General features: G+C 72.0%; 37 protein-coding genes. 5 read left to right on the plus strand and 32 right to left on the minus strand.

Annotated features, from left to right (window positions below):
* Positions 1-44: 44 nt before the first annotated feature.
* The 5 genes from glmM to JD78_RS14240 all read right to left on the minus strand — a co-directional run bounded on the left by glmM (position 45) and on the right by JD78_RS14240 (position 3,962).
* Positions 45-1,388 carry a phosphoglucosamine mutase gene (gene glmM, locus JD78_RS14220; RefSeq protein WP_153359882.1) on the minus strand — a complete coding sequence of 448 codons (1,344 nt, stop codon included), beginning with the start codon at positions 1,386-1,388 and terminating at the stop codon, positions 45-47.
* A 22-nt stretch (positions 1,389-1,410) separates the two neighbouring features.
* On the minus strand, positions 1,411-1,842 hold the full coding sequence (gene rpsI, locus JD78_RS14225) for a 30S ribosomal protein S9 (protein WP_438861312.1): 432 nt from the start codon (positions 1,840-1,842) through the stop codon (positions 1,411-1,413).
* Positions 1,839-2,282, minus strand: coding sequence for a 50S ribosomal protein L13 (gene rplM, locus JD78_RS14230; RefSeq protein WP_153359880.1), 444 nt, complete (start codon positions 2,280-2,282; stop codon positions 1,839-1,841). The genes rpsI and rplM overlap by 4 nt, the downstream gene beginning before the upstream one ends.
* A 189-nt stretch (positions 2,283-2,471) precedes the next feature.
* Entirely contained in the window at positions 2,472-2,957 is a 486-nt protein-coding gene (locus JD78_RS14235) for a beta-class carbonic anhydrase (protein WP_194290458.1), read from the minus strand.
* Positions 2,958-3,002: 45 nt separating this feature from the next.
* Positions 3,003-3,962 carry a PfkB family carbohydrate kinase gene (locus JD78_RS14240; RefSeq protein WP_153359879.1) on the minus strand — a complete coding sequence of 320 codons (960 nt, stop codon included), beginning with the start codon at positions 3,960-3,962 and terminating at the stop codon, positions 3,003-3,005.
* 81 nt (positions 3,963-4,043) lie between these two features.
* On the opposite strand from JD78_RS14240, the gene moeA reads away from it, so the two are divergent.
* From moeA to JD78_RS14255, 3 genes are read left to right on the plus strand one after another with little or no spacing between them, the layout of a single operon-like run.
* The gene (gene moeA, locus JD78_RS14245) at positions 4,044-5,249 is read left to right on the plus strand and encodes a molybdopterin molybdotransferase MoeA (RefSeq protein WP_153359877.1); all 1,206 of its coding nucleotides are present in this window, start codon (positions 4,044-4,046) and stop codon (positions 5,247-5,249) included.
* A complete protein-coding gene (gene moaC / locus JD78_RS14250) occupies positions 5,246-5,719 on the plus strand; it encodes a cyclic pyranopterin monophosphate synthase MoaC (RefSeq protein ID WP_153359875.1) in 474 nt (157 codons plus the stop codon). Before moeA ends, moaC begins: the two co-directional genes overlap by 4 nt.
* Positions 5,716-6,213 carry a MogA/MoaB family molybdenum cofactor biosynthesis protein gene (locus JD78_RS14255; RefSeq protein ID WP_153359873.1) on the plus strand — a complete coding sequence of 166 codons (498 nt, stop codon included), beginning with the start codon at positions 5,716-5,718 and terminating at the stop codon, positions 6,211-6,213. Before moaC ends, JD78_RS14255 begins: the two co-directional genes overlap by 4 nt.
* Positions 6,214-6,397: 184 nt before the next feature.
* Here JD78_RS14255 and fdhD read toward each other — a convergent pair whose 3' ends face one another.
* Positions 6,398-7,225 carry a formate dehydrogenase accessory sulfurtransferase FdhD gene (gene fdhD / locus JD78_RS14260; protein ID WP_153359871.1) on the minus strand — a complete coding sequence of 276 codons (828 nt, stop codon included), beginning with the start codon at positions 7,223-7,225 and terminating at the stop codon, positions 6,398-6,400.
* Between the two features lie 42 nt (positions 7,226-7,267).
* Between fdhD and mobA the strand changes: the two genes are divergently transcribed.
* Together mobA and JD78_RS14270 are read left to right on the plus strand one after the other, a co-directional pair.
* On the plus strand, positions 7,268-7,879 hold the full coding sequence (mobA, locus tag JD78_RS14265) for a molybdenum cofactor guanylyltransferase (RefSeq protein ID WP_153359869.1): 612 nt from the start codon (positions 7,268-7,270) through the stop codon (positions 7,877-7,879).
* A 10-nt stretch (positions 7,880-7,889) separates the two neighbouring features.
* Entirely contained in the window at positions 7,890-8,552 is a 663-nt protein-coding gene (locus JD78_RS14270) for an SDR family oxidoreductase (RefSeq protein WP_153359867.1), read from the plus strand.
* Here the strand turns inward: JD78_RS14270 and truA are convergent, their stop codons facing one another.
* From truA to rplV, 26 genes are all read right to left on the minus strand, one after another.
* Entirely contained in the window at positions 8,553-9,404 is an 852-nt protein-coding gene (gene truA / locus JD78_RS14275; protein ID WP_153359865.1) for a tRNA pseudouridine(38-40) synthase TruA, read from the minus strand.
* A 31-nt stretch (positions 9,405-9,435) separates the two neighbouring features.
* Positions 9,436-10,134: a 50S ribosomal protein L17 gene (gene rplQ, locus JD78_RS22965; protein WP_153359863.1), complete on the minus strand. Its 699-nt coding sequence runs from the start codon at positions 10,132-10,134 to the stop codon at positions 9,436-9,438.
* 151 nt (positions 10,135-10,285) lie between these two features.
* A complete protein-coding gene (locus tag JD78_RS14285; RefSeq protein ID WP_153359861.1) occupies positions 10,286-11,353 on the minus strand; it encodes a DNA-directed RNA polymerase subunit alpha in 1,068 nt (355 codons plus the stop codon).
* Positions 11,354-11,487: 134 nt separating this feature from the next.
* Entirely contained in the window at positions 11,488-12,114 is a 627-nt protein-coding gene (rpsD, locus tag JD78_RS14290) for a 30S ribosomal protein S4 (protein WP_153359859.1), read from the minus strand.
* Between the two features lie 33 nt (positions 12,115-12,147).
* Entirely contained in the window at positions 12,148-12,555 is a 408-nt protein-coding gene (rpsK, locus tag JD78_RS14295) for a 30S ribosomal protein S11 (RefSeq protein WP_026844840.1), read from the minus strand.
* Between the two features lie 116 nt (positions 12,556-12,671).
* Positions 12,672-13,046, minus strand: a complete 375-nt coding sequence (gene rpsM / locus JD78_RS14300; protein ID WP_153359857.1) for a 30S ribosomal protein S13 — start codon at positions 13,044-13,046, stop codon at positions 12,672-12,674.
* 14 nt (positions 13,047-13,060) lie between these two features.
* On the minus strand, positions 13,061-13,174 hold the full coding sequence (gene rpmJ / locus JD78_RS14305) for a 50S ribosomal protein L36 (RefSeq protein ID WP_014742835.1): 114 nt from the start codon (positions 13,172-13,174) through the stop codon (positions 13,061-13,063).
* A gap of 72 nt (positions 13,175-13,246) precedes the next feature.
* Entirely contained in the window at positions 13,247-13,468 is a 222-nt protein-coding gene (infA, locus tag JD78_RS14310; protein WP_012950459.1) for a translation initiation factor IF-1, read from the minus strand.
* A 249-nt stretch (positions 13,469-13,717) separates the two neighbouring features.
* Positions 13,718-14,572 carry a type I methionyl aminopeptidase gene (gene map, locus JD78_RS14315; protein WP_228395122.1) on the minus strand — a complete coding sequence of 285 codons (855 nt, stop codon included), beginning with the start codon at positions 14,570-14,572 and terminating at the stop codon, positions 13,718-13,720.
* A 37-nt stretch (positions 14,573-14,609) separates the two neighbouring features.
* Positions 14,610-15,212, minus strand: a complete 603-nt coding sequence (locus JD78_RS14320) for an adenylate kinase (protein WP_323368788.1) — start codon at positions 15,210-15,212, stop codon at positions 14,610-14,612.
* Between the two features lie 8 nt (positions 15,213-15,220).
* Positions 15,221-16,531 (minus strand): preprotein translocase subunit SecY, encoded by a 1,311-nt coding sequence (secY, locus tag JD78_RS14325; RefSeq protein WP_153359853.1) that lies wholly within the window; start codon positions 16,529-16,531, stop codon positions 15,221-15,223.
* Between the two features lie 173 nt (positions 16,532-16,704).
* Complete coding sequence (gene rplO / locus JD78_RS14330) at positions 16,705-17,148, minus strand: 50S ribosomal protein L15 (RefSeq protein WP_153359851.1); 444 nt, start codon at positions 17,146-17,148, stop codon at positions 16,705-16,707.
* A gap of 13 nt (positions 17,149-17,161) precedes the next feature.
* Positions 17,162-17,344: a 50S ribosomal protein L30 gene (rpmD, locus tag JD78_RS14335; protein ID WP_153359849.1), complete on the minus strand. Its 183-nt coding sequence runs from the start codon at positions 17,342-17,344 to the stop codon at positions 17,162-17,164.
* A 1-nt stretch (position 17,345) separates the two neighbouring features.
* Complete coding sequence (rpsE, locus tag JD78_RS14340; RefSeq protein ID WP_153359847.1) at positions 17,346-17,960, minus strand: 30S ribosomal protein S5; 615 nt, start codon at positions 17,958-17,960, stop codon at positions 17,346-17,348.
* Positions 17,961-17,994: 34 nt separating this feature from the next.
* Complete coding sequence (rplR, locus tag JD78_RS14345; RefSeq protein ID WP_153359845.1) at positions 17,995-18,408, minus strand: 50S ribosomal protein L18; 414 nt, start codon at positions 18,406-18,408, stop codon at positions 17,995-17,997.
* Positions 18,408-18,947 carry a 50S ribosomal protein L6 gene (rplF, locus tag JD78_RS14350; RefSeq protein ID WP_153359843.1) on the minus strand — a complete coding sequence of 180 codons (540 nt, stop codon included), beginning with the start codon at positions 18,945-18,947 and terminating at the stop codon, positions 18,408-18,410. Before rplF ends, rplR begins: the two co-directional genes overlap by 1 nt.
* Positions 18,948-18,962: 15 nt before the next feature.
* Positions 18,963-19,367 (minus strand): 30S ribosomal protein S8, encoded by a 405-nt coding sequence (gene rpsH / locus JD78_RS14355; RefSeq protein WP_438861311.1) that lies wholly within the window; start codon positions 19,365-19,367, stop codon positions 18,963-18,965.
* 143 nt (positions 19,368-19,510) lie between these two features.
* Positions 19,511-19,696 carry a type Z 30S ribosomal protein S14 gene (locus JD78_RS14360; RefSeq protein ID WP_113838243.1) on the minus strand — a complete coding sequence of 62 codons (186 nt, stop codon included), beginning with the start codon at positions 19,694-19,696 and terminating at the stop codon, positions 19,511-19,513.
* Between the two features lie 19 nt (positions 19,697-19,715).
* Positions 19,716-20,300, minus strand: a complete 585-nt coding sequence (gene rplE, locus JD78_RS14365; RefSeq protein ID WP_153359837.1) for a 50S ribosomal protein L5 — start codon at positions 20,298-20,300, stop codon at positions 19,716-19,718.
* Positions 20,301-20,305: 5 nt separating this feature from the next.
* Positions 20,306-20,653: a 50S ribosomal protein L24 gene (rplX, locus tag JD78_RS14370; RefSeq protein ID WP_243731050.1), complete on the minus strand. Its 348-nt coding sequence runs from the start codon at positions 20,651-20,653 to the stop codon at positions 20,306-20,308.
* Positions 20,654-20,655: 2 nt separating this feature from the next.
* The gene (gene rplN, locus JD78_RS14375; protein ID WP_091770139.1) at positions 20,656-21,024 is read right to left on the minus strand and encodes a 50S ribosomal protein L14; all 369 of its coding nucleotides are present in this window, start codon (positions 21,022-21,024) and stop codon (positions 20,656-20,658) included.
* Between the two features lie 190 nt (positions 21,025-21,214).
* On the minus strand, positions 21,215-21,517 hold the full coding sequence (rpsQ, locus tag JD78_RS14380; RefSeq protein ID WP_153359835.1) for a 30S ribosomal protein S17: 303 nt from the start codon (positions 21,515-21,517) through the stop codon (positions 21,215-21,217).
* The gene (gene rpmC, locus JD78_RS14385) at positions 21,514-21,747 is read right to left on the minus strand and encodes a 50S ribosomal protein L29 (protein WP_014742850.1); all 234 of its coding nucleotides are present in this window, start codon (positions 21,745-21,747) and stop codon (positions 21,514-21,516) included. Before rpmC ends, rpsQ begins: the two co-directional genes overlap by 4 nt.
* A complete protein-coding gene (gene rplP / locus JD78_RS14390) occupies positions 21,747-22,163 on the minus strand; it encodes a 50S ribosomal protein L16 (protein WP_153359833.1) in 417 nt (138 codons plus the stop codon). The genes rpmC and rplP overlap by 1 nt, the downstream gene beginning before the upstream one ends.
* Before the next feature lie 2 nt (positions 22,164-22,165).
* A complete protein-coding gene (gene rpsC, locus JD78_RS14395; protein WP_153359831.1) occupies positions 22,166-23,101 on the minus strand; it encodes a 30S ribosomal protein S3 in 936 nt (311 codons plus the stop codon).
* On the minus strand, positions 23,101-23,568 hold the full coding sequence (gene rplV, locus JD78_RS14400) for a 50S ribosomal protein L22 (RefSeq protein WP_153359829.1): 468 nt from the start codon (positions 23,566-23,568) through the stop codon (positions 23,101-23,103). The genes rpsC and rplV overlap by 1 nt, the downstream gene beginning before the upstream one ends.
* Positions 23,569-23,595: the final 27 nt, after the last annotated feature.

Genomic DNA, 23,595 nt, shown 5'->3' on the forward strand with positions numbered 1-23,595 from the left:
CCGGCGCGGACGGCCCCGCCTCGTCCCCGCGACCGGGACGGATGTCACCCGGTGGCGGCGACCACCGCGGCGAGCCGGGCGGCGGTGGCGTCGGCCTCCTCCTGGGTGGGGGCCTCGACCATCACCCGGACCAGCTGCTCGGTGCCCGAGGGGCGCAGCAGCACCCGGCCTGAGTCACCGAGCTCGGCCTCGACCGCGTTCACCGCCTGGGCGACCTCGTCGCTCTCCACGACGGCCAGCCGGTCGGTGACCGGCACGTTGACCAGCGTCTGCGGCAGCCGCCGGACGACGGAGGCCAGCTCGGCCAGCGATGCCCCGGTCGCGCTCATCCGGGACAGCAGGGCCAGCCCGGTGAGCAGGCCGTCGCCGGTGGTGGCCCAGTCGAGGAAGACCAGGTGACCGCTCTGCTCGCCGCCCAGGGACAGGCCCCGCGAGCGCAGCGCCTCCAGCACGTAGCGGTCGCCGACGGCGGTGGTGTGCACCCCGATGCCCGCGTCGCGCATCGTGTGGTGGAAGCCGAGGTTGCTCATCACCGTGGCCACGACCGTGTCGTCGGTGAGGTTGCCGCTCTCGTGCAGCGCGAGCGCGCAGATGGCGAGGATCGCATCGCCGTCGACCACCTGCCCCTCGGCGGTGACCGCCAGGCAGCGGTCGGCGTCGCCGTCGTGGGCGATGCCGATGTCCGCGCCACGGCGGGCCACCTCGGCGATCAGCGGCTCGAGGTGGGTGGAGCCGATGCCGTCGTTGATGTTCCAGCCGTCGGGCTCGCCGCCGATGACGTGCACCTGCGCCCCGGCCCGGCGGTAGACCTCGGGGGCGCAGCGGTAGGCGGCGCCGTGGGCGCAGTCGACGACGACGCGGAGCCCGCGCAGCGGCTCACGCAGAGCGGAGAGCACGTGGGCGGTGTAGTCCTCGGCGGCACCGGCCAGCTCGCGGACGCGGCCGATCCCACCGCCGGTCGGGCGGTGGTCGTCGCCCTCGGCACCGGTGACCCGGCGCTCGATCGCCGCCTCGACCGCGTCGGGCAGCTTGTGCCCACCGCGGCTGAACAGCTTGATGCCGTTGTCGGGCATCGGGTTGTGGCTGGCCGAGAGCATCACGCCGAGGTCGGCGTCGGTGCGCCCGGTCAGGTGCGCGATGGCCGGGGTGGGCAGCACGCCCACCCGCAGCACCTCGGCACCGGCGCTGGCCAGCCCCGCCACCACCGCGGCCTCGAGCATCTCCCCGCTCGCCCGGGGGTCACGGCCGACGACCGCGACGGGACGCGAGGTCCCGTCGCGGTCGGCGAGCACGCTGGCGGCCGCTCGGGCCACCGAGAGGGCCAGTTCCGGCGTCAGGTCGGCGTTCGCCCGGCCCCGGACGCCGTCGGTGCCGAAGAGGCAACCCATGGAACAGACCCCCGGACGCCGGTCAGCGCTTGGAGTACTGCGGGGCCTTGCGGGCCTTCTTCAGGCCGTACTTCTTGCGCTCGGTGACCCGGGGGTCACGGGTCAGGAAGCCGGCCTTCTTCAAGGTCGGGCGGTCGTCGGGCTCGACCTCGATGAGGGCGCGGGCGATCGCCAGGCGCAGGGCACCGGCCTGACCGCTGACACCGCCGCCGTGCAGGATGCCGACGACGTCGTACTGCTCGGCCTTCTCCAGGATCACGAACGGCTCACGGATGAGCTGCTGGTGGACCTTGTTGGGGAAGTACTCCTCGATGGAGCGGCCGTTGAGCCGGAACTGGCCGGTGCCGGGGAGCAGGCGCACCCGGACGATGGCCTCCTTGCGGCGGCCGACGGTCTGCACCGGACGCCCGTCGGCGTCGGTCACGGACAGTGCCGTGGTCATGGGCGTGGTCACTGGGCCACCTGCTTGATCTCGTAGGTCTGGGGCTGCTGGGCGGCGTGCGGGTGCTCGGGCCCGGCGTAGACCTTGAGCTTGGAGAGCATCTGCCGGCCCAGCGAGTTGTGCGGCAGCATCCCCTTGACGGCGCGCTCGACCACGCGGTCGGGGCGGGTCCGGAGCTCGTCGCCGACGTTGGTGCGCTTGAGGCCACCCGGGTGACCCGAGTGGCGGTAGGCGATCTTGTCGTCGCGCTTGGAGCCGGTCAGCGCCACCTTGCCCGCGTTGACGATGACGACGAAGTCACCGGCGTCCACGTGCGGGGCGAACTGGGGCTTGTGCTTGCCGCGCAGCAGCTGCGCGGTCTGGCTGGCCAGTCGACCGAGCACCACGTCGGTGGCGTCGATGACGTGCCACGCCCGGGTGATGTCACCGGGCTTGGGGCTGTACGTGCGCACGAGGCTCACTGTCCTTCGTCGATCGGGCGGGCGGCTGGTGGGATCGCCTCACCGAGCACGGGAGACTTGGCCGCCATCCGGGCACCAGGTGAACAGGTGACCGACGGCCCGGGACACGCGTGCACCAGCCGGCAGCGCGCGCCAAACGGACACGATACCAGTCACGCCGCGGGCAGCCGCCGGCTGCGTTCAGGCCACCTCGCGCAGCCGCCCGGTGGCGACGTCGTACACGGTGCCCCGGATCTCCTCGGTCACCAGGTACGGCGCCTCCCGGATGCGGCGGATCGACTCCCGGACGTCGCCGTCGAGGTCGGTGAACGCGCCCGCGGGCCACGGCGGGCGCACCCCGGTGGCCTCCTCGACGGCGGCCCGGAACTGCTCCTCGGTGGCCTTGTTCAGCCCGCAGTCGGTGTGGTGCACCAGGACGACGGACCGGGTGCCGAGCAGGTGCTGGGAGACGGCCAGCGACCGGAGGGTGTCCTCGGTGACCAGGCCGCCGGCGTTGCGCAGCACGTGCGCGTCGCCCACCGCCAGGCCGAGCAGGCCGAACAGCGGCATCCGGGAGTCCATGCAGGCCACGACGGCCACCTTGCGCGCGGGCGCCACGGGGACCGGCCCCGGGAACTCGCCCAGCCACTCCTCGTTGGCCGCCAGCATCCGGTCGATCTCGCTCACAGCAGTCCTCTCGCCCGTTCCCGGGCGCCCACGGTACCGGCGGGTTCAGCGCCGGGCCGGGCGACGTGCCGCGCCGGCCGCCCGCTGCACGTCCGCCGCGTCCAGCGCCGGGCGGCCACCCAGCCGGGAGACGGTGCGCGCCGCGGCGACGCCGGCCTCCCAGGCCGCCTCGCCGGGGTCCCGCCCGGCCAGCAGCGCCACGGTCAGCGCCGCGACGACCGTGTCGCCCGCACCCGTCGGGTCGACCGGGGACTCGCCCTGGAGCGGGACCAGCTGCTCCTGCACCCGCCCGCTGCGCGAGCGCCACACGGTCAGGTCACCCGCCTCGCCGGCGGCGAGGCAGACGACCCGCGGACCCCGGTGGCACAGCTCGGTGGCGGCTCCCCGGACGTCGTCGAGGCCGGCCAGCTCACCGCCCACCCACGCGCCGGCCTCCACCGCGTCCGCCCGGAGCACCTGGACACCGGCCAGCAGCGCCGTCGCGGTCTCCTCGTCCGGCGGGGCACCGTCGGCCACGGTCAGCGCACCGCGCGGCGCCAGCTCCAGGGCCGCCCGCACCGCCGGGCCGGGCTGCTGGAGCTGCAGCACCACCGCCGGGGCACGTCCGAACAGGTCACCCGCGGCGGCCACGTCGTCCGGGGTCAGCAGGCTCGAGCCGGGCACGTCCTCGACCAGCCGCCGGGTGCCGCCGGACTCGACCAGGTCGACCAGCAGCGCGGTCGTCCCACCGCGCCGGCGCGCCACCCCGGAGATCCACAGGCCGTCCCGGACCGCCTGGGCCAGCACCTGGTCACCGGCTGCGTCGTCGCCCAGCACGCCCACCAGCGCGGCCGGGAGCCCCAGCTGCTGCATGGCCACCGCCTGGTTCGCGCCCTTGCCCCCGAGGAGCTCGCGGCGGGAGCGCGCCGGGACGCTGCCACCCCCGTCGGGCAGCCGGTCGACCTCCAGGACCAGGTCACGGCCCACCTGCCCGACGACGACCGCCGGTCCCTCCGGAGCACTCACGGAGCCCACCCTGCCCGGTCGCGCCGGGTGACGCACGCGCCCGGCGGCCCGGCGCCGGGGCGTGTCGGTGAGGATGGGGGCGTGCGCACGGTCGAGGAACACCAGGCGGTGGTGCGCGGCCTGCTGGCCCCGCTGCCGATCGAGGACGTCCCGCTGGGCGCGGCGGCCGGGCGGGTGCTCGCCGCCGACCTGCCGGCGCTGGTCTCCCTGCCCGGCTTCACCAACTCGGCGATGGACGGCTACGCGGCCCGGCACGCCGAGGTGGGCACCGCGGGCGAGGCGACCCCGGTGCGGCTCCGGGTCGCCGCCGACATCCCGGCCGGGCGCAGCGACGTGCCGGTCCTCGAACCGGGCACCGTGCACCGGATCATGACCGGGGCCCCGCTGCCGGCCGGCGCCGACGTCGTCGTCCCGGTCGAGCGCACCGACGGCGCCACCGACGTCGTCACCATCACCGGCTCCCCCGCCGTCGGGGCGCACCTGCGGCACACCGGGGAGGACATCCGCGCGGGCGAGATCGCCCTGCGGGCCGGCACCCCGCTCGGCGCCGCCCAGCTGGGCCTGGCCGCCGCGGTCGGGCACGCCGTGCTGCCCGTGCGCCGCCGACCGCGGGTGCTGGTGCTCTCCACCGGCAGCGAGCTCGTCGAGCCCGGCCGGCCGCTCCTGCCGGGGCAGATCTACGAGTCCAACTCCGTGCTGCTGGCCACGGCGGTCGAGGCCGCCGGCGGCGAGGCCCGCACCCTGCACTTCGTCCCCGACGACGTCGAGCAGTTCCTGACCGCCGTCCGGGCCGAGCTGGCGGACGCCGACCTGCTGGTGACCAGCGGCGGGGTGAGCGCCGGCGCCTACGAGGTGGTCAAGGACGCCTTCCGCGAGCTGGGCACCGTCGAGTTCGGCAAGGTGGCGATGCAGCCCGGCGGGCCCCAGGGCGCCGGCACGGTCGACGGGGTCCCGGTGGTGACCCTGCCGGGCAACCCGGTGAGCTCGTTCGTGTCCTTCGAGGTGTTCGTGCGGCCGGCGCTGCGCCGGGCCCTGGGCCACAGCGACCCCGACCGGCTGCGCACCACCGCCCGCCTCACCACACCGCTGCGCTCCCCCGCCGGACGGCGCCAGTTCCTCCGCGGCCGCTTCGACGCCGGCTCGGTGTCCCAGGTCGGCGGCCCCGGCTCGCACCTGGTCGCCCACCTGGCCCGGGCCAACTGCCTGGTCGTCATCCCCGAGGACGTCACCGAGCTGCCCACGGGCGCCGAGGTGACCGTCGTCCTGATCGAAGGAGCACTCCAGTGACCGAACCGCGGCTCACCCACCTGGACGAGTCCGGCGCCGCCCGGATGGTCGACGTCACGCAGAAGGCGGTCACCGCCCGCACCGCGACCGCGGCCGGCCGGGTGCTGGTCGGCCCCGACGTCGTCGCCCTGCTGCGCGGCGGGGGCGTGCCCAAGGGCGACGCGATCGCCACCGCGCGGATCGCCGGCATCGCCGGGGCCAAGCGGACGCCGGACCTGGTGCCGCTGTGCCACCCGATCGCGCTGCACGGGGTGACCGTCGACCTGGAGGTCACCGACGACGCGGTGGAGATCACCGCGACCGCCCGCACCGCCGACCGCACCGGCGTGGAGATGGAGGCGCTCACCGCGGTCACCGTCGCCGGGCTCACGATGATCGACATGGTCAAGGCCGTCGACAAGCGCGCCTCCCTCACCGACGTGCGCCTGCTGTCGAAGACCGGCGGCAAGAGCGGGGACTTCACCCGATGACCGCCGCCGAGCTGCCCGCCGACGCCCTCGCCGTCGTCGTCACCGCCTCCAACCGGGCCGCGTTCGGCGTCTACGCCGACCGCAGCGGCCAGGCGCTCGCCGACGGGCTGCGGGAACTCGGCTTCACGGTGCAGGGCCCGCACGTGCGCCCGGACGACGTCGCCGAGCTCGAGGTCGTCCTCCGGGAGGCGGTGGCCGCCGGCGCCGACGTCGTCCTCACCACCGGCGGCACCGGCCTGACCCCCACCGACGTGACGCCGGAGGCCACCCGCGCGGTCCTCGAGCGGGAGGCGCCGGGCATCGCCGAGGCGATCCGCCGGTACGGCCAGGACCAGGTGCCGACGTCGGTGCTGTCCCGCGGCCTGGCGGGCACCTGCAGCCGCACGCTGATCGTGAACCTGCCGGGCTCGACCGGCGGCGTCCGCGACGGGCTCGCCGTGCTGGGCCCGCTGCTGCCGCACGTCGTCAGCCAGCTCCGCGGCGGCGATCACTGAGCCGACTGCGATGCTCCGCATCGCACCGCGGGCAGGTGCCGTGCCCCGCCTGCGCTGAGCCGTTCCCACCGCTCCTCGCGGAGGCCTCCGGCCCCCACTCGTCGCGGTGACCGGCTCACGCCGGGATCCCGTACTCGTTCCCGGCTTGGTTCGTGCCCGGCTTAGTTCGTGCCCGGCTCAGCCCTCACCCCAACTCCAACCGCTCGGGGTGGGTGTAGACGTTGCAGCCGTCGCCGCGGAGGAAGCCGATCAGGGTCATGCCGAACTGCTGGGCCAGCTCCACCGCCAGCGAGCTGGGGGCCGACACCGCGGCCAGCACGGGGATCCCGGCCATCGCCGCCTTCTGGGTCAGCTCGAACGACGACCGCCCGCTGACCATGAGCACGTGCCCGGACAGCGGCACCCGCCCCTCGCGGACGGCGTTGCCGATCACCTTGTCCACCGCGTTGTGCCGGCCCACGTCCTCGCGCAGCGCGACCAGCTCACCGTCGAGGGTGAACAGGCCGGCGGCGTGCAGGCCACCGGTCTTGTCGAACACCTGCTGCGCCGCCCGGAGCCGGTCGGGGAGCGCCAGCAACGTCTCCAGGGTGAGCCGGGCGCCGTCCCCGGCGATGTCGTAGCTGGTGCGGGTGCGGATCGCGTCGATGCTCGCCTTGCCGCACACCCCGCAGGAGCTGGAGGTGTAGAAGTTCCGGTCCAGGGCGGTGTCCGGGGCCTCGACGCCGGGCGCCAGGTCGACGTCGACGACGTTGTAGGTGTTGCGCCCCGCGTCGTCCACGGAGTTGCAGTACCGCAACCCGGCCAGGTCGTCGGTGCTGCGGATGACGCCCTCGGTGGCCAGGAAGCCGTGCACCAGGTCGAAGTCGTCCCCCGGGGTGCGCATGGTGACCGCCAGCGGGGTTCCGCCCAGGCGGATCTCCAACGGCTCCTCCGAGGCGACGGTGTCCGGGCGCTGGCTGTGCAGGTCGCCCCGGATGCGCAGCACCGGGGTCCGGCTGGTGACTCGTCCCACGCGGCTGACGGTACTCACCGCCCGCGCCCTACCGTTCGGGCCGTGACCGAGCTCCCGCCCTACGCCGCGGTCGTCCTCGCCGGCGGCCGCGCCGCCCGCCTCGGCGGGCAGCCCAAGCCCCAGCTCGACGTGGGCGGCCGCACGATGCTGGGCGCCGTGCTGGCCGCGGTCGCGGACGCGCAGCTGCGGGTCGTCGTCGGCCCGCCGCAGGAGGTGCCCGGGAACGTCGTGCTGGTGCGGGAGCGCCCGCCCGGCGGCGGCCCGGTGCCGGCCCTGGCCGCCGGGCTGGCGGCGGTGCCCGACACCGTCGACGTCGTCGCGGTGCTCGCCGGCGACCTGCCGTTCCTCACCCCGCAGCTGGTCGCCGGACTGCGGGAGCGCCTGACGGGGGACGGCGTGCTGGTGGTCGACGACACCGGTCGCGACCAGCTGCTGCTCGGGGTGTGGCGCACCGCGGTGCTCCGCGTGGCCCTCAGCGGTGCCCGCCCGCATGCGCCGCTGCGGTCGGTGCTCGGCCCACTCGCGGTGCGGAGGCACCGTCCGGTGGTCCCGCCCGGACAGGCCGCGCCGTGGACCGACTGCGACACCCCCGCAGAGCTGGCCGCCGCCCGGGCCACCGCGGCACGAGGACTGCCGGACGGCAGCTCCGGGTAGGGCCGGCGCCATGCGCATCGTCATCGCAGGAGCCCATGGGCAGATCGCCCGCCGCCTCGGCCGGCTGCTGAGCAGCCGCGGGGACACCGTGGTCGGCATCGTCCGCAACCCCGATCACCGGGCCGACCTGGAGTCCGACGGCGTCGAGCCCGCCGTCCTGGACCTGGAGCAGTCCTCGGTCGACCAGGTCGCCGAGGTGGTCCGCGGGGCGGACGCGGTGGTCTTCGCCGCCGGTGGCGGCCCGAACAGCGGACCGGAACGCAAGCAGACCGTCGACCGTGGCGCGGCCGTGCTGCTGGCCGACGCCGCCGAGCGCGCCGGGGTACGCCCCTACCTGCTCGTCTCGTCGATGGGCGTCGAGCAGGCCCGCGACGGGGCCCCCGAGGGGATGGACCCCCAGTTCGCGGTCTACCTCGAGGCCAAGCTGGCCGCGGAGGACGACGTCCGGGGCCGGGCAGCGCTGGACGCCACCGTCGTCCGGCCCGGCGGCCTCACCGACGACCCGGGCACCGGCCGGGTGACGCTGGCGCACGAGGTGGAGCGAGGCAGCGTGCCCCGGGACGACGTCGCCGCGGTGCTGGCCGAGATCGTGTCGACCGGCACGTGGGGCCAGGTGGTCGAGCTGGTCGACGGCGACACCCCGATCGACGAGGCCGTCGCCGGCCTCCGCTGATCAGCCGTCCCGCCGCGCCCGGGTGAGCTGCGCGCGGGCCGCCAGCTGGGCGTCGGCCGGGTAGTCGACCCGCACCAGGGTCAGGCCACCGGCCGGCGCCACCGGCACGTCGTTGGCCCGCTGGCGCAGCTCCAGCAGCGAGGCCGGCCAGCCCACGGGCCGGCGGCCCTCACCGACGGCGATCAGCGCGCCCACGAGGCTGCGCACCATCGAGTGGCAGAAGGCGTCCGCCGAGGCGCGCACCTCGACCAGGTCGCCGTCCCGCACCACGTCGAGGTCGAGCAAGGTGCGGATGGTGGTGGCCCCCTCGCGCCGCCGGCAGTAGGCGGCAAAGTCGTGCTGCCCGAGCAGCAGACCGGCGGCCAGCGCCATCGCCGCGGCGTCCAGCGTGCGGGACCAGCCGACGGTGTCCGCCCGGCGCAGCGGCGGCGGCCCGGCGTCGGCGTCGGTGAGCCGGTAGACGTAGTGGCGGCCGAGCGCACCGAAGCGGGCGTCGAAGTCGGCGGTCACCGCCCGGGCGCCGGTCACCGCGACGTCGGGCGGCAGCACCCCGCGCACCCGGCGCAGCAGTCGGCGCTCGTGCGCGGCGAACAGCTCGGCCGGGAGGTCGATGTGCGCCACCTGGCCGGTGGCGTGCACGCCGGCGTCGGTACGCCCGGCGACGGTCAGGTCCACGTCGTGCCGGAGCACGGTGGCCAGGGCGAGCTCCAGTTCACCCTGCACGGTGCGCAGCCCGGGCTGGCGGGCCCAGCCGTGCAGCGCCGTGCCGTCGTAGGCGATGTCCAGCCGAACGCGGACGAGCCCGCCACCGGGTGCGGTGACGGGCTCGTCCGTTGCGTGCTGGTGCTCCATGAGCTCCGGCCTCAGCGCGAGGCCGGGGAGGTCACTTGGGGTCGACCTCGGGCTCGCCGCCCGGGGCGTCGGTCCCGGCGGTGGCGGCGTCGCTGAGCTCGGCGGCCTCGACCTCGGCGGCCGCGGCGCTGGCCACGTCCGGGGAGAGGGTCGGGTCGTCGACGACGGCCAGGTTCTCGGCGGTCGGCTCGGGGGTGACGTCGCCGTCGTCCTGCCGCTCGCCGTCGGGGTTGTAGACGTCGGTGACGACGTCCTGGGCTTCGGCGGACGCATCGGCGGTGACCTCGCCAGCGGCGGCCGCGGAGCCGGCGCCGGCGGCGAAACGGGTGCCGCGGGCGCGCTCGGCCTCGCCGACGGCCTGCTGGGCCACGGTCTGCGCCTCGACGAGCTCGATGATCGCCATGGGTGCGTTGTCGCCCTTGCGGGGGGCGACCTTCACGATGCGCGTGTAGCCACCCGGGCGCTCGGCGAAGCGGGGGCCGATCTCGGCGAACAGGTGGTGCACGACGTCCTTGTCCCGGATCACCGTCATCACCTGCCGACGGGCGTGCAGGTCACCGCGCTTGGCGAAGGTCACCAGCTTCTCGGCGTACGGGCGCAGCCGCTTGGCCTTGGCCTCGGTCGTGGTGATCCGGCCGTGCTCGAACAGCGAGGTGGCCAGGTTGGCCAGCATCAGCCGCTGGTGCGCGGGGGATCCGCCGAGACGGGGGCCCTTGGTGGGGGTGGGCATGTCGGTCCTTCCTCAGGCGGCCGGGCGGGCGTGTGCCGGCTGCGTCGTCCATCGCGGTGCTGCGTGGCCACCGTGGGATGGCCTGTGCTCGGTGCGGGGTGCGGCCGGCGGGAGATCCCCGCCGGCCGCACCCCGGATCACGAACAGCTTCTCAGAGCTGCTCGGTCTCCTGGTAGTTGCCCTCCTCGTACTGGGCCGGGTCGCCGAAGGCGGCGTCGCCCTGGTACGCGTCGGTCTCGTAGCCCTCGTCGTAGCTCTCCACCGAGGAGGGGACGAACCCGGGCGGGCTGTCCTTGAGCGCGAGACCCATGGCCGCCAGCTTCAGCTTGACCTCGTCGATCGACTTGGCGCCGAAGTTGCGGATGTCCAGCAGGTCGGCCTCCGACCGGGTGACGAGCTCACCGACGGTGTGCACGCCCTCGCGCTTGAGGCAGTTGTAGGACCGGACGGTGAGGTCCATGTCCTCGATCGGCATCGAGAAGTTCGCGATGTCGGCGGCCTCGGCCGGGCTGGGCCCGACCTCGATGCCCTCGGCGTCCACGTTCAGCTCGCGCAGCAGCCCGAAGAGCTCGACCAGGGTCGAGCCGGCGCTGGCGATCGCGTCGCGGGGCTCCATCGACGGCTTGGTCTCGACGTCGACGACCAACCGGTCGAAGTCGGTGCGCTGCTCGACGCGGGTGGCCTCGACGGCGTAGGTCACCTTGAGCACCGGGGAGTAGATCGAGTCGACGGGGATCCGCCCGATCTCCTGGCCCGGCTGCTTGTTCTGGGTGGCCGGGACGTAACCGCGGCCCCGCTCGACGACGAGCTCGACCTCGAGCCGGCCCTTGGCGTTCAGGGTGGCGATGTGCAGCTCGGGATTGTGCACCTCGACACCGGCCGGCGGCGCGATGTCAGCGGCGGTGACCTCGCCCGGGCCCTGCTTGCGCAGGTACATGGTCACCGGCTCGTCGGAGTCGGAGCTGACCACGAGACCCTTGAGGTTCAGGATGATCTCGGTGACGTCCTCCTTGACGCCCGGCACGGTGGTGAACTCGTGCAGGGTGCCCTCGATGCGGATGCTGGTGACAGCAGCGCCGGGGATCGAGGACAGCAGGGTGCGACGCAGGGAGTTGCCGAGGGTGTAGCCGAAACCCGGCTCCAGCGGCTCGATGACGAACCGCGAGCGCTGGGCGTCGATGGTCTCCTCGGTGAGGGTCGGACGCTGTGCGATGAGCATGGTTCTCCTTCAGGTCCTCCGGCACCCGCCATATGACGCCGTGAGGTGTGGTGCCGGCGGGACGGACATCCGTCCGCCCGTCCCGCCGTCGTGCAGGCCCTGACCAGGCGAGCCGCCTGGTCAGGGCCGGTGGGTCACTTGGAGTAGAGCTCCACGATCAGCTGCTCCTGCACCGGGGTGTCGATCACCTGGCGCGCCGGGATGCTGTGGACGAGCACCTTCAGCTGCGTGGTGATGACCTCCAGCCACGGCGGGACCGGACGGGAGCCGGCCTTCGCCTGGGCGAGCTGGAACGGGACCATCTCGACCGACTTGGCGGCGACCTCGACGATGTCGTTGGCGCTCACCCGGTAGGACGGGATGTCGACCTTGCGGCCGTTGACCTTGATGTGGCCGTGGCGCACCAGCTGGCGGGCCATGTCGCGGGACTCGGCGAAGCCGGCCCGGTAGACCACGTTGTCGAGGCGGGACTCGAGGATCTGCAGCAGGACCTCACCGGTCTTGCCCGTCTTCTTGTTCGCCTCTTCGTAGTAGCCGCGGAACTGCTTCTCCAGCACGCCGTAGATGCGGCGGGCCTTCTGCTTCTCGCGCAGCTGCAGCAGGTACTCGCTGTCCTTGCTGCGACCCCGGCCGTGCTCGCCCGGCGGGTACGGCCGGATCTCGATCGGGCACTTCGGGGACTCGCACTTGCTGCCCTTGAGGAACAGCTTCATCTTCTCGCGCCGGCACAGGCGGCAGTCGGCTCCGGTGTAACGGGCCACGTCTATCTACCTCTTCGTCTCGTCAGTGACCGGTCAGACCCGGCGGCGCTTCTTGGGGCGGCAGCCGTTGTGCGGCTGCGGCGTCACGTCCTGGATCTGACCCACCTCGAGGCCGGTGGCCTGCAGCGAGCGGATCGCGGTCTCGCGGCCGGAGCCGGGGCCCTTCACGAAGACGTCGACCTTGCGCATGCCGTGCTCCTGCGCCTTGCGCGCGGCGTTCTCGGCAGCCATCTGCGCGGCGAACGGCGTGGACTTGCGGGAGCCCTTGAAGCCGACGTGGCCGGCGGAAGCCCAGCTGATCACGTTCCCGGTCGGGTCGGTGATCGACACGATCGTGTTGTTGAACGTGCTCTTGATGTGCGCCGCGCCGTGGGCGACGTTCTTCTTCTCCTTGCGGCGCACCTTCTTGGTGCCAGCAGCCGCGCGAGCCCTGGGAGGCATGTCTCTCCGGTCTGTGTCTGTGTTCGTGGCCTGGTGGTGCAGGTGCAGCGCTCGCGCTGCGGGCGCGCCGTCGGTCCGGCCCTACGGACCCACGACGGCGCGCCGTCGGGCTCGACTCAGCGAGCCTTCTTCTTGCCGGCGATCGTCTTGCGCGGGCCCTTGCGGCCACGCGCGTTGGTCTTCGTGCGCTGACCGTGCACGGGCAGGCCACGCCGGTGGCGCAGGCCCTGGTAGCAGCCGATCTCCACCTTGCGACGGATGTCGGCGGCCACCTCCCGGCGCAGGTCACCCTCGACGCGGAAGTGCTCGTCGATGTAGTCGCGCAGCTTCAGCAGGTCCTCGTCGGTGAGGTCCTTGGCGCGCAGGTCCGGGCTCACGCCCGTCGCGCTCAAGGTCGCCTTCGCCGAGGTCTTGCCGATCCCGTAGATGTAGGTGAGCGCGATCTCCATCCGCTTCTCGCGGGGAAGGTCGACGCCAGCAAGTCGTGCCATTGTCAGGTACTCCCTCAGCCCTGGCGCTGCTTGTGCCGGGCGTTCTCGCAGATGACCATGACCCGGCCATGCCGGCGGATCACCTTGCACTTGTCACAGATCTTCTTCACCGACGGCTGGACCTTCACCGGTGCCGCCCTCATTCCTGTAGATCGTGCGCCGACCCCCGGACCCACGTGGGAGCCCGGACCGGCAGCGGGTTACTTGTAGCGGTAGACGATGCGGCCGCGGGTCAGGTCGTAGGGCGAGAGCTCCACGACCACGCGGTCCTCGGGCAGGATGCGGATGTAGTGCTGCCGCATCTTGCCGCTGATGTGGGCGAGCACCCGGTGCCCGTTCTGCAGTTCGACCCGGAACATCGCGTTGGGCAGCGGCTCGACGACACGACCCTCGACCTCGATGGCCCCGTCCTTCTTAGCCACGCCTACACGGCCTCCTCGTTCGATCGGACTGCATGCGCCCATGCCGGAAGGCACGAACGGTGGTGCTGGATCGGCGATCTCGCAGAGGGCGTCCGTCGGACTACGGCCACAGCAGGACGACGGACGACGCGAACGCCATCGGCCACTCTACCCCGCCCCGGCGACACTCTCCAACCCGGGCTGCTGTGCAGCACCCCACCCTCCCCGCCTCGCACGCTCGGCGGGGCCATCCGGACGGGACCGGACCGCTCAGGTGCGGGGCGTGATGCCGAACGGGGCCAGACCGGCGACCCCGCCGTCCTCGGCGGTCAGCACCCAGGGGCCCTCGGGCGTGATCGCCACGGAGTGCTCGAAGTGGGCGGCACGGGAGCCGTCCTTGGTGACGACCGTCCACCCGTCGTCGAGCTCCACCGTCGCCGGGTCGCCCACGGTCACCATCGGCTCGATGGCCAGCGCCATGCCGGGCACGAGCTTGGGTCCACGGCCGGCCCGGCCGTAGTTGAGGACGTGCGGGTCCTGGTGCATCTCGGTGCCGATGCCGTGCCCGCCGTAGTGGTCGACGATCCCGTACCGGTGAACCGATGCGGTGATCGCCTCTTCCACCGCGTGGCTGATGTCGGTGAGCCGCCCCCCGGCGAGCGCCCGGGCGAGGCCGGCCCACATCGACCGCTCGGTGACCTCGAGGAGCGCGGCGTCCTCCGCCGAGGGCTCCCCCACAGTGACCGTGATGGCCGAGTCGCTGTGCCAGCCGTCGAGGATGGCTCCGCAGTCGATGGAGATGTTGTCGCCCTCGGCGAGCACCCGGTCGGCGTTCGGGATGCCGTGCACCACCTCGTCGTTGACCGACGCGCAGATGGTGCCCGTGAAGCCGTGGTACCCGAGGAAGTTCGGCACCGCACCGTTCGACCGGATGTGGTCCTCGGCGATCGCGTCGAGGTCCTTGGTGGTCACCCCGGGCCGGACGGCGGCCCGCACTGCCGTCAGCGCACCGGCAGTGATGAGGCCCGAGGCGCGCATCAGCTCGATCTCGTGCGCCGTCTTGATCTGGATCATCCGTCCACTCCACTTCGCCAGCAGCGGGATCCGGGCCAGCAGCCCGGTCATCCGCGAGTACCCGGGGCGACCGGCACCGGGGCCGTCCTCAGCCGCCGGCCGGGGCCCCGGGCTGTTCGCCAGAGGCCTCGAGGGCGGCCATCGCCCGCTCGGTGACCTCGTCGATCTCACCGATGGCGTCGATCCGGGCCAGCAGCCCCGCCTGCTCGTAGAAGCCGGACAGCGGCGCGGTCTGTTCCCGGTAGACGTCGAGGCGATGACGGACGGTCTCGGGCTTGTCGTCGTCGCGCTGGACCCACTCACCGTCGACGAGCATGCGCCGCCCGGACAGCCGGCGGACCAGCTCGTCCTGGTCGACGACGAGCTCGAGCACGCAGTCCAGCCGGTGCCCCATCTCGGCCAGGGAGTCGCGCAGCTGCTCGGCCTGCGCGATGGTGCGCGGGAAGCCGTCGAGCAGGAAGCCCGCCTTGGCGTCGGGCTCGGCGAGGCGGTCGGAGACCATGGCCACGGTGATCGCGTCGGGGACGAGGTCGCCGGCGTCCATGTAGGTCTTGGCCTGCTGGCCGAGCTCGGTCTTCCCGCTCACGTTCGCGCGGAAGATGTCGCCCGTGGAGATCGCGGGCACCGAGAGGCGCGCGGCGATGATCTGGGCCTGGGTCCCCTTGCCGGCTCCGGGAGGGCCCAGCAGCACGACGCGCACTACTTCAGGAACCCTTCGTAGCTGCGCTGGTTGAGTTGCGTCTCGATCTGCTTCACCGTCTCCAAGCCCACTCCCACCATGATCAGCACCGCGGTCCCGCCGAACGGGAAGTTCTGGTTCTGCCCCTCCTGCGTGATGGAGAGGAAGAGGTTGGGCAGCACGGCGACCAGGCCCAGGTAGATCGACCCGGGCAGGGTGATCCGGGACAGCACGTACTGCAGGTACTCCGCGGTGGGACGCCCCGGCCGGATGCCCGGGATGAAGCCGCCGTAACGCTTCATGTCGTCGGCCCGCTCTTCGGGGTTGAACGTGATCGACACGTAGAAGTACGTGAAGAAGATGATCATCGCGAAGTAGATCGCGATGTGCACCGGACTGCTCTGGTTGATCACGTAGGACTCGAAGAACCGGCGGACCGGTCCCGCGGAGTCGCCCTGCAGCTGCGCGATCAGCTGCGGCAGGTAGAGGAGCGACGAGGCGAAGATGACCGGGATGACACCGGCCTGGTTCACCTTCAGTGGCAGGTACGTCGACGTGCCGCCGTACATCCGGCGCCCGACCATGCGCTTGGCATACTGCACCGGGATGCGTCGCTGTGCCTGCTCGACGTAGACGACCGTGCCGATGATGACCACGGCGATCACGCAGACGATCGCGAAGATGAACGCGCCTCGGGCCTGCAGGATCGACCCGCCCTCGGCGGGGATGCGGGCGGCGATCGACGTGAAGATCAGCACGGACATCCCGTTGCCGATCCCCTTCTCGGTCAGCAGCTCACCGAGCCACATGATCACCGCGGTGCCCGCGGTGAGCGTGACGACGAGGACGATCGTGGTCCACACCGAGTCGGAGGGGATGATCTCCTGCGCACACCCGGGGAAGAGCTGCCCGCTGCGCGCGAGGGCGATGATGCCGGTGCTCTGCAGCACGGCGAGGGCGATCGTCAGGTACCGGGTGTACTGGGTCAGCTTCGCCTGACCCGACTGCCCTTCCTTCTTCAGCTGCTCGAACCGCGGGATCACCACGACCAGCAGCTGGACGATGATGCTCGCGGTGATGTACGGCATGATGCCGAGCGCGAAGACCGACAAGCGCAGCAGCGCCCCACCGGAGAACAGGTTGACCAGGGAGTAGAGGTCCTGCTGGTCGGAGGCCTGCGCCTGCTCGAGGCAGCTGTTGATCGCCTCGATGGAGACCCCTGGCCCGGGGACGCTCGCGCCCAGCCGGTACACGGCGATGACCGCCAGGGAGAACAGCAGCTTGCGCCGGAGGTCTGGCGTCCGGAACGCCGCGGCGAACGCCTGCAGCACGTGCCCTCCCCGAGTCGGTCGTGCGAGGTTATCAACAACGGGACCGCCGCCGGTCACCCGTCGCCCGGAAGGGGCGGTGGGTGACCGGCAGCGTCGTCCGGCCTGGGGCCGGGCAGCAGACGACCCCCGGGTCGCTCACCCGTGTCGGGTGGCTCCCCGGGGGTCGTCGGCGGTCAGATCTGGGTGGTGCTGCCCCCGGCGGCAGCGATCTTCTCCGCCGCGGAGGCGGAGAAGGCGTGTGCCTGCACGGTGACCTGGACGCCGCCGAGCTCGCCGGTGCCCAGCACCTTGACCGGCTGGCCGCGCCGCACCGCGCCGGCGTCAGCCAGCGAGTCCGGGTTGACCGAGCCGCCCTCGGGGAAGAGCGAGGCGATCCGGTCCAGGTTGACGACCTGGAAGACGACCTTGTTGTTGTTCTTGAAGCCCGAGAGCTTCGGCAGCCGCATGTGCAGCGGGGTCTGGCCGCCCTCGAAGCGGGCCGAGACCTGCACGCGGGCGCCGGAGCCCTTGGTGCCGCGACCGGCGGTCTTGCCCTTGGAACCCTCACCGCGACCCACACGGGTCTTCTTGGTGTGGGCGCCAGGGGCAGGACGCAGGTGGTGGACCTTGAGAGTCATGGTGTTCCCCTGCTCAGACGATCTCTTCGACGGTGACCAGGTGCGGCACCGTCGCGACCATCCCGCGGATCTCGGGACGGTCCTCCTGGACGACCGAGTCGTTGATCCGCTTGAGCCCCAGCGAACGCAGCGTCTGACGCTGGTTCGGCTTGGTGCCGATGGTCGACTTGATCTGGGTGACCTTCAGCTGAGCCATCTCAGACCCCCTGACCGGCCCGCGCACGCAGCATGGCGGCCGGAGCGACGTCCTCCAGGGGCAGACCGCGGCGGGCCGCGATCTCCTCGGGACGGACGAGGTCCTTCAGCGCCTGCATGGTGGCGTGGACGATGTTGATCGGGTTCGACGACCCGAGGCTCTTGGAGAGCACGTCGTGGATGCCGGCGCACTCCAGCACGGCACGCACCGGACCACCGGCGATGACACCGGTACCCGGGCTGGCCGGCTTGAGCAGCACGACACCGGCCGCCGCCTCACCCTGCACCGGGTGCGGGATGGTGCTGGCGATGCGCGGCACGCGGTAGAAGTGCTTCTTGGCCTCCTCGACGCCCTTGGCGATCGCCGCGGGCACCTCCTTGGCCTTGCCGTAGCCGACACCCACGGTGCCATCGCCGTCGCCCACGATCACCAGAGCGGTGAAGCTGAAGCGCCGACCGCCCTTGACGACCTTGGACACGCGGTTGATGGCAACCACGCGCTCGATGAACTGGCTCTTCTCGGCGGGCGCGCCTCCGGGCCCCCGCCCGCCGTCACGGCGGTCGCGGCGGTCGTTACCGCCGCCGGCGCCGCCGCCGCGTCGCTGTGGTCCTGGCATCAGACGTCCCTCTCGATCTCAGTTGCCGTGCTCATCAGAAGTCCAGCCCGCCCTCGCGGGCGCCGTCCGCCAGCGCCGCGATGCGGCCGGCGTACCGGTTGCCACCACGGTCGAAGACCACCGCGGTGATCCCGGCCGCCTTGGCCCGCTCGGCCACCAGCGCACCGACCTGCTTGGCGAGGGAGGACTTGTCGCCCTCGGCGCCCTTCAAGCTGGCGTCCAGCGTGGACGCACTGACCAGGGTACGGCCGACGGTGTCGTCGACCACCTGGACGTGCATGTGCCGGCTGCTGCGCTTGACCACCATGCGGGGACGCTCCGGCGTGCCGGAGACCCGCTTGCGCAGCCGGTTGTGGCGGCGCAGCCGCGAAACGCGGCGGGCGGTGCTGATGTCGGTGCCCACGGGCTTGTGCACCCGGGCACCCTTGTCGCTCTGTGCCTGTGCCATCACTTGCCCGTCTTCCCGACCTTGCGCTTGACGACCTCACCCTGGTACCGCACACCCTTGCCCTTGTACGGGTCGGGCTTGCGGAGCTTGCGGATGTTGGCCGCGACCTGGCCCACCTGCTGCTTGTCGATCCCGCTCACCCGGATGCGGGTGGGGGCCTCGACGGTGAAGGTGATGCCCTCGGGCGCCTTCACCGGAACCGGGTGGCTGAAGCCCAGGGCGAACTCGAGGTCCGACCCACGGGCCTGCACGCGGTAACCCACGCCGACGATCTCCAGGGTCTTGTCGTAGCCCTGGGTCACGCCGGTGATCATGTTGGCGATGAGGGTACGGGAGAGGCCGTGCAGCGCCCGGCTCTCACGCTCGTCGTTGGGACGCTGCACCAGGAGGGTGCCGTCCTCACCGCGCTCGACGGTGATGGGAGCTGGGACCGTGTGGCTCAGCTTCCCCTTCGGGCCCGAGACGTTGACGGTCTGCCCGTCGAGGGCGACCTCCACACCACTGGGCACCGGAACCGGGAGTCGTCCGATCCGTGACATGTCTGCTCGCTCCTCTTACCAGACGTAGGCGAGGACTTCCCCACCCACGCCCTTCTTGTTCGCCTGCTTGTCGGTGAGCAGCCCGGTGGAGGTCGAGATGATCGCGACCCCCAGGCCACCCAGCACCTTGGGCAGCGACGTCGACTTCGCGTAGACCCGCAGGCCCGGCTTCGACACGCGCCGGACGCCGGCGATGCTGCGCTCACGGTTGGGGCCGTACTTGAGGGTGACGACCAGCTCCTTGCGGATGTGGCCGTCCTTCTCGACGTCGTTGACGGTCCAGCCGCCGATGTAACCCTCCTTCTGGAGGATCTCGGCGACGTGCGTCTTGAGCTTCGACGACGGCATGGCGGCGGTGTCGTGGTACGCCTGGTTGGCGTTCCGCAGCCGCGTGAGCATGTCCGCGATCGGGTCGGTCATCGTCATGTCGGGTGGTGCCTCTCTCGCCGCGGTTCCTCTGGGGCTGGGTCGGTACGACTTGGCCCGGGGCCTCTCGGCGATCGGTGGTGCTCGAGTGGTGATGTGCTGGAACGCCCCGGCTGCTCAGCGAGCAGCCGGGCCGTTCACCAGCTGGACTTGCTGACGCCCGGCAGTTCGCCGGCGTGCGCCATCTCGCGCAAGCAGATGCGGCACAGGCCGAACTTGCGGAACACCGCGTGCGGACGACCGCACCGCTGGCAGCGGGTGTAACCGCGCACCGCGAACTTCGGCTTGCGAGCCGCCTTGTTGATCAGAGCCTTCTTGGCCATATCGCTTCTCCTCGCCCGCTCAGCGGGTCGCGTTCACGACGGTCTGGCCGGCGAAGGGGAAGCCGAGCAGCGTGAGCAGCTCGCGGCCCTCCTCGTCGGTGGTCGCGGTGGTCACCAGGGTGATGTCCATGCCGCGGGGCCGGTCGATCTTGTCGACGTCGATCTCGCGGAACATCGACTGCTCGGTCAGGCCGAACGTGTAGTTGCCGTGCCCGTCGAACTGCTTCGGGTTCAGGCCACGGAAGTCGCGGATGCGGGGCAGGGCCAGCGACAGCAGCCGGTCCAGGAACTCCCACATGCGGTCGCCGCGCAGGGTGACCTTCGCGCCGATCGGCATGCCCTCGCGCAGCTTGAACTGCGCGATGGACTTGCGGGCCCGGACGACGGCGGGCTTCTGGCCGGTGATGGCGGTGAGGTCGCGGACCGCGCCGTCCATCAGCTTGGCGTCACGGGTGGCCTCGCCGACGCCCATGTTCACCACGATCTTCACCAGACCGGGGATCTGCATGACGTTGGGGTAGCCGAACTCGCTCTGCAGCGCCGGTGCGATGTCCGCGCGGTAGCGGGCGAGCAGGCGGGGCAGCTCACGGGAGGGTGCGCTCATGGGGATCAGAGGTCCTTACCGGTGCGCCGCGAGACCCGGATGCTGCGGCCTTCCTCGTCCTTGCGGTAACCGACCCGGGTCGGCTTGTCCTCGCTGTCGATGACCATCACGTTGCTGACGTGGATGGCCGCCTCCTGCGTGACGATCCCGCCCGACTGCGCACCACGCTGGGTGGAGCTGATCCGGGTGTGCTTCTTCACCCGACCGATGCCCTCGACGAGCACCTTCTGGGTCTTGGGGAAGGCGGCGATGACCCGGCCCTTGGCGCCCTTGTCCTTGCCGGACAGCACCACGACCTGGTCGCCCTTCTTGACCTTCATCGACGGGGTCTTCCCGCTGACGTGCTCAGCCATGATCACAACACCTCCGGAGCGAGCGAGATGATCCGCATGAAGCGCTTGTCGCGCAGCTCGCGGCCGACGGGGCCGAAGATGCGCGTCCCGCGCGGGTCGCCGCTGTCGCGGATGATGACCGCGGCGTTCTCGTCGAAGCGGATGTAGGAGCCGTCGGGACGGCGCCGCTCCTTCACGGTGCGGACGATGACGGCCTTGACCACATCGCCCTTCTTCACGCCGGCGCCCGGGAGGGCGTCCTTCACGGTGGCCACGATGATGTCGCCGATGCCCGCGTAGCGTCGCCCGGAGCCACCGAGCACACGGATGCACAAGATCTCCTTGGCACCGGTGTTGTCGGCGACTCGCAGCCGCGACTCCTGCTGGATCACTACCTGCTCCTCGTACTAGTGGTGACAGCCGGGCCGGATCGGTGAACCGGCTGTCCGGTTCCCACGTGCGGACAGCCGGTGGCGTGTGCCACCGGCCGTCCGTACAGGGGTACCGGGATGCGGCGCGCCCGTCAGGCGCGCCAGTCGTCCAGAGTACCTGCTGTTCACCCGGCCGTTGCAGCCGGATGCGTCACTTGGCCTTCTCGACGACGGTCACCAGGCGCCAGCGCTTGGTGGCCGAGGTGGGGCGCGTCTCCATGATCTGCACCCGGTCGCCGATGCCGGCGGTGTTCTGCTCGTCGTGCGCCTTCAGCTTGCTGGTCCGGCGGAGCACCTTGCCGTACAGCCCGTGCTTCACGCGGTCCTCGACCTCGACGACGATGGTCTTGTCCATCTTGTCGCTGACGACCAGGCCCTCACGGACCTTGCGGTAGCCACGCCCGGCCAGGCCGGGCCCGGTCGAGGTCTCGGTGGTGTTGGTGACCTCGCTCATGCGACACCCTCGTTCGGGGCGACCGAGAGGCCCAGCTCGCGCTCGCGCATGATCGTGTAGATCCGGGCGATGTCGCGGCGGACGGTCTGCAGTCGCCGGTTGTTGTCCAGCTGGCCGGTGGCCACCTGGAACCGCAGGTTGAACAGCTCTTCGCGCGACTCGCGCAGCCGGGTGGCCAGCTCGTCGGCGGACAGCTCGCGCAGCTCGGGCGCAGTCAGTCCGGCGGCCATCACACCTCTCCTTCACGGGTGATGAAGCGGCACTTCATGGGGAGCTTGTGGATGGCGCGACGCATGGCCTCGCGGGCCACGGGCTCGGCGACACCGGAGAGCTCGAACATGATGCGGCCGGGCTTCACGTTGGCCACCCACCACTCGGGCGAGCCCTTTCCGGAACCCATGCGGGTCTCGGCCGGCTTCTTGGTCAGCGGGCGGTCCGGGTAGATGGAGATCCAGACCTTGCCGCCACGCTTGATGTGGCGGGTCATGGCGATACGAGCGGACTCGATCTGCCGGTTGGTGACGTACGCCGGCTCGAGGGCCTGGATGGCGTACTCGCCGAAGTTGATCGCCGTGCCGCCCTTGGCCCGCCCGGTACGGTCCGGGTGGTGCTGCTTGCGGTGCTTGACCCGACGCGGGATCAGCATGATCAGGCCCCCTGCTCCGGAGTCGTGTTGTTCTCGGTACCGGCCGCGTCAGCGGCGGACGTGGCGGCCGCGGTGCCCTCGGCGCCGGCGGCCTGAGCGATGGTCTGCTCGGCCGGGGCGTCACCCGAGGTGACGGCGACAGCGTCCGGAGCGGCGTCCGGCGTGGGACCCGAGACCTCGGCAGCGGCGCGGCCGGCCTCGGTGCCACCGGCGGTGGTGCCGCTGGAGCCCGAACGACGCGGACGCTGCGGACGCTCACGGCGGGCCTGGCGCTGGGCGAGGGCCTCGAGGGCCTCCCGCTCGGCACGCGAGCCGCTGGCGTCACCCTTGTAGATCCACACCTTCACGCCGATGCGGCCGAAGGTCGTGCGGGCCTCGTAGATGCCGTAGTCGATGTTCGCGCGCAGCGTGTGCAGCGGCACCCGACCCTCGCGGTAGAACTCCGAGCGGCTCATCTCGGTGCCGCCGAGGCGACCCGAGCACTGCACCCGGATGCCCTTGACCTGCGGGCTCCGCTGCGCGGACTGCATCGCCTTGCGCATGGCACGGCGGAAGCTGACCCGGCTGGAGAGCTGCTCGGCGACGCCCTGGGCGACCAGCTGCGCGTCCGACTCGGGGTTCTTGACCTCGAGGATGTTCAGCTGCACCTGCTTGCCGGTGAGCTTCTCCAGCTCGCCACGGATCCGGTCCGCCTCGGCGCCGCGGCGACCGATGACGATGCCCGGACGGGCGGTGTGGATGTCCACCCGGACCCGGTCACGGGTGCGCTCGATCTCAACCTTCGAGATCCCGGCGCGCTCCATACCCTTGCCCATGAGCTTGCGGATGGCCACGTCTTCCTTGACGTAGTCGGCGTACAGCTTGTCGGCGTACCACCGGGACTTGTAGTCGGTGGTGATGCCGAGCCGGAACCCGTGCGGGTTGACCTTCTGACCCACTAGCGGGTCCCTCCCCTCGTGTTGTTCTTCGACTGCTGGGTGGCCGGGCCGGGCTGGCCGGTGTCCCGACGTGCCTTGCGCGACCGCTGCGCGAGATCCGCGCTGCTGGTCACCTCGCTCACCTCGATGGTGATGTGGCTGGTGCGCTTGTTGATCCGGAACGCACGGCCCTGGGCGCGCGGACGGATCCGCTTCAGGGTCGGGCCCTCGTCGACGAACGCGGCGCTCACCACGAGCGCCGCCGGGTCCAGCCGCAGGTTGTGCTCGGCGTTGGCGACCGCGCTGGCGACGACCTTGGCCACCGGCTCGCTGGCGCTCTGCGGTGCGAACCGCAGCAGCGCCAGGGCCTCGTCGGTCGGCAGGTAGCGGACCAGGTCCACCACCCGACGGGCCTTCATGGGGGTGACGTGGACGAACCGGGCCGTGGCCCGGGCGACCGGCGTCTCCTGTCCCAACTGGGAAGTCATCTGATGCGTCTCTTCTCTACCTGGTCC

Origin of the sequence: Modestobacter roseus (assembly GCF_007994135.1) — a bacterium.
GTDB classification, from domain to species: domain Bacteria; phylum Actinomycetota; class Actinomycetes; order Mycobacteriales; family Geodermatophilaceae; genus Modestobacter; species Modestobacter roseus.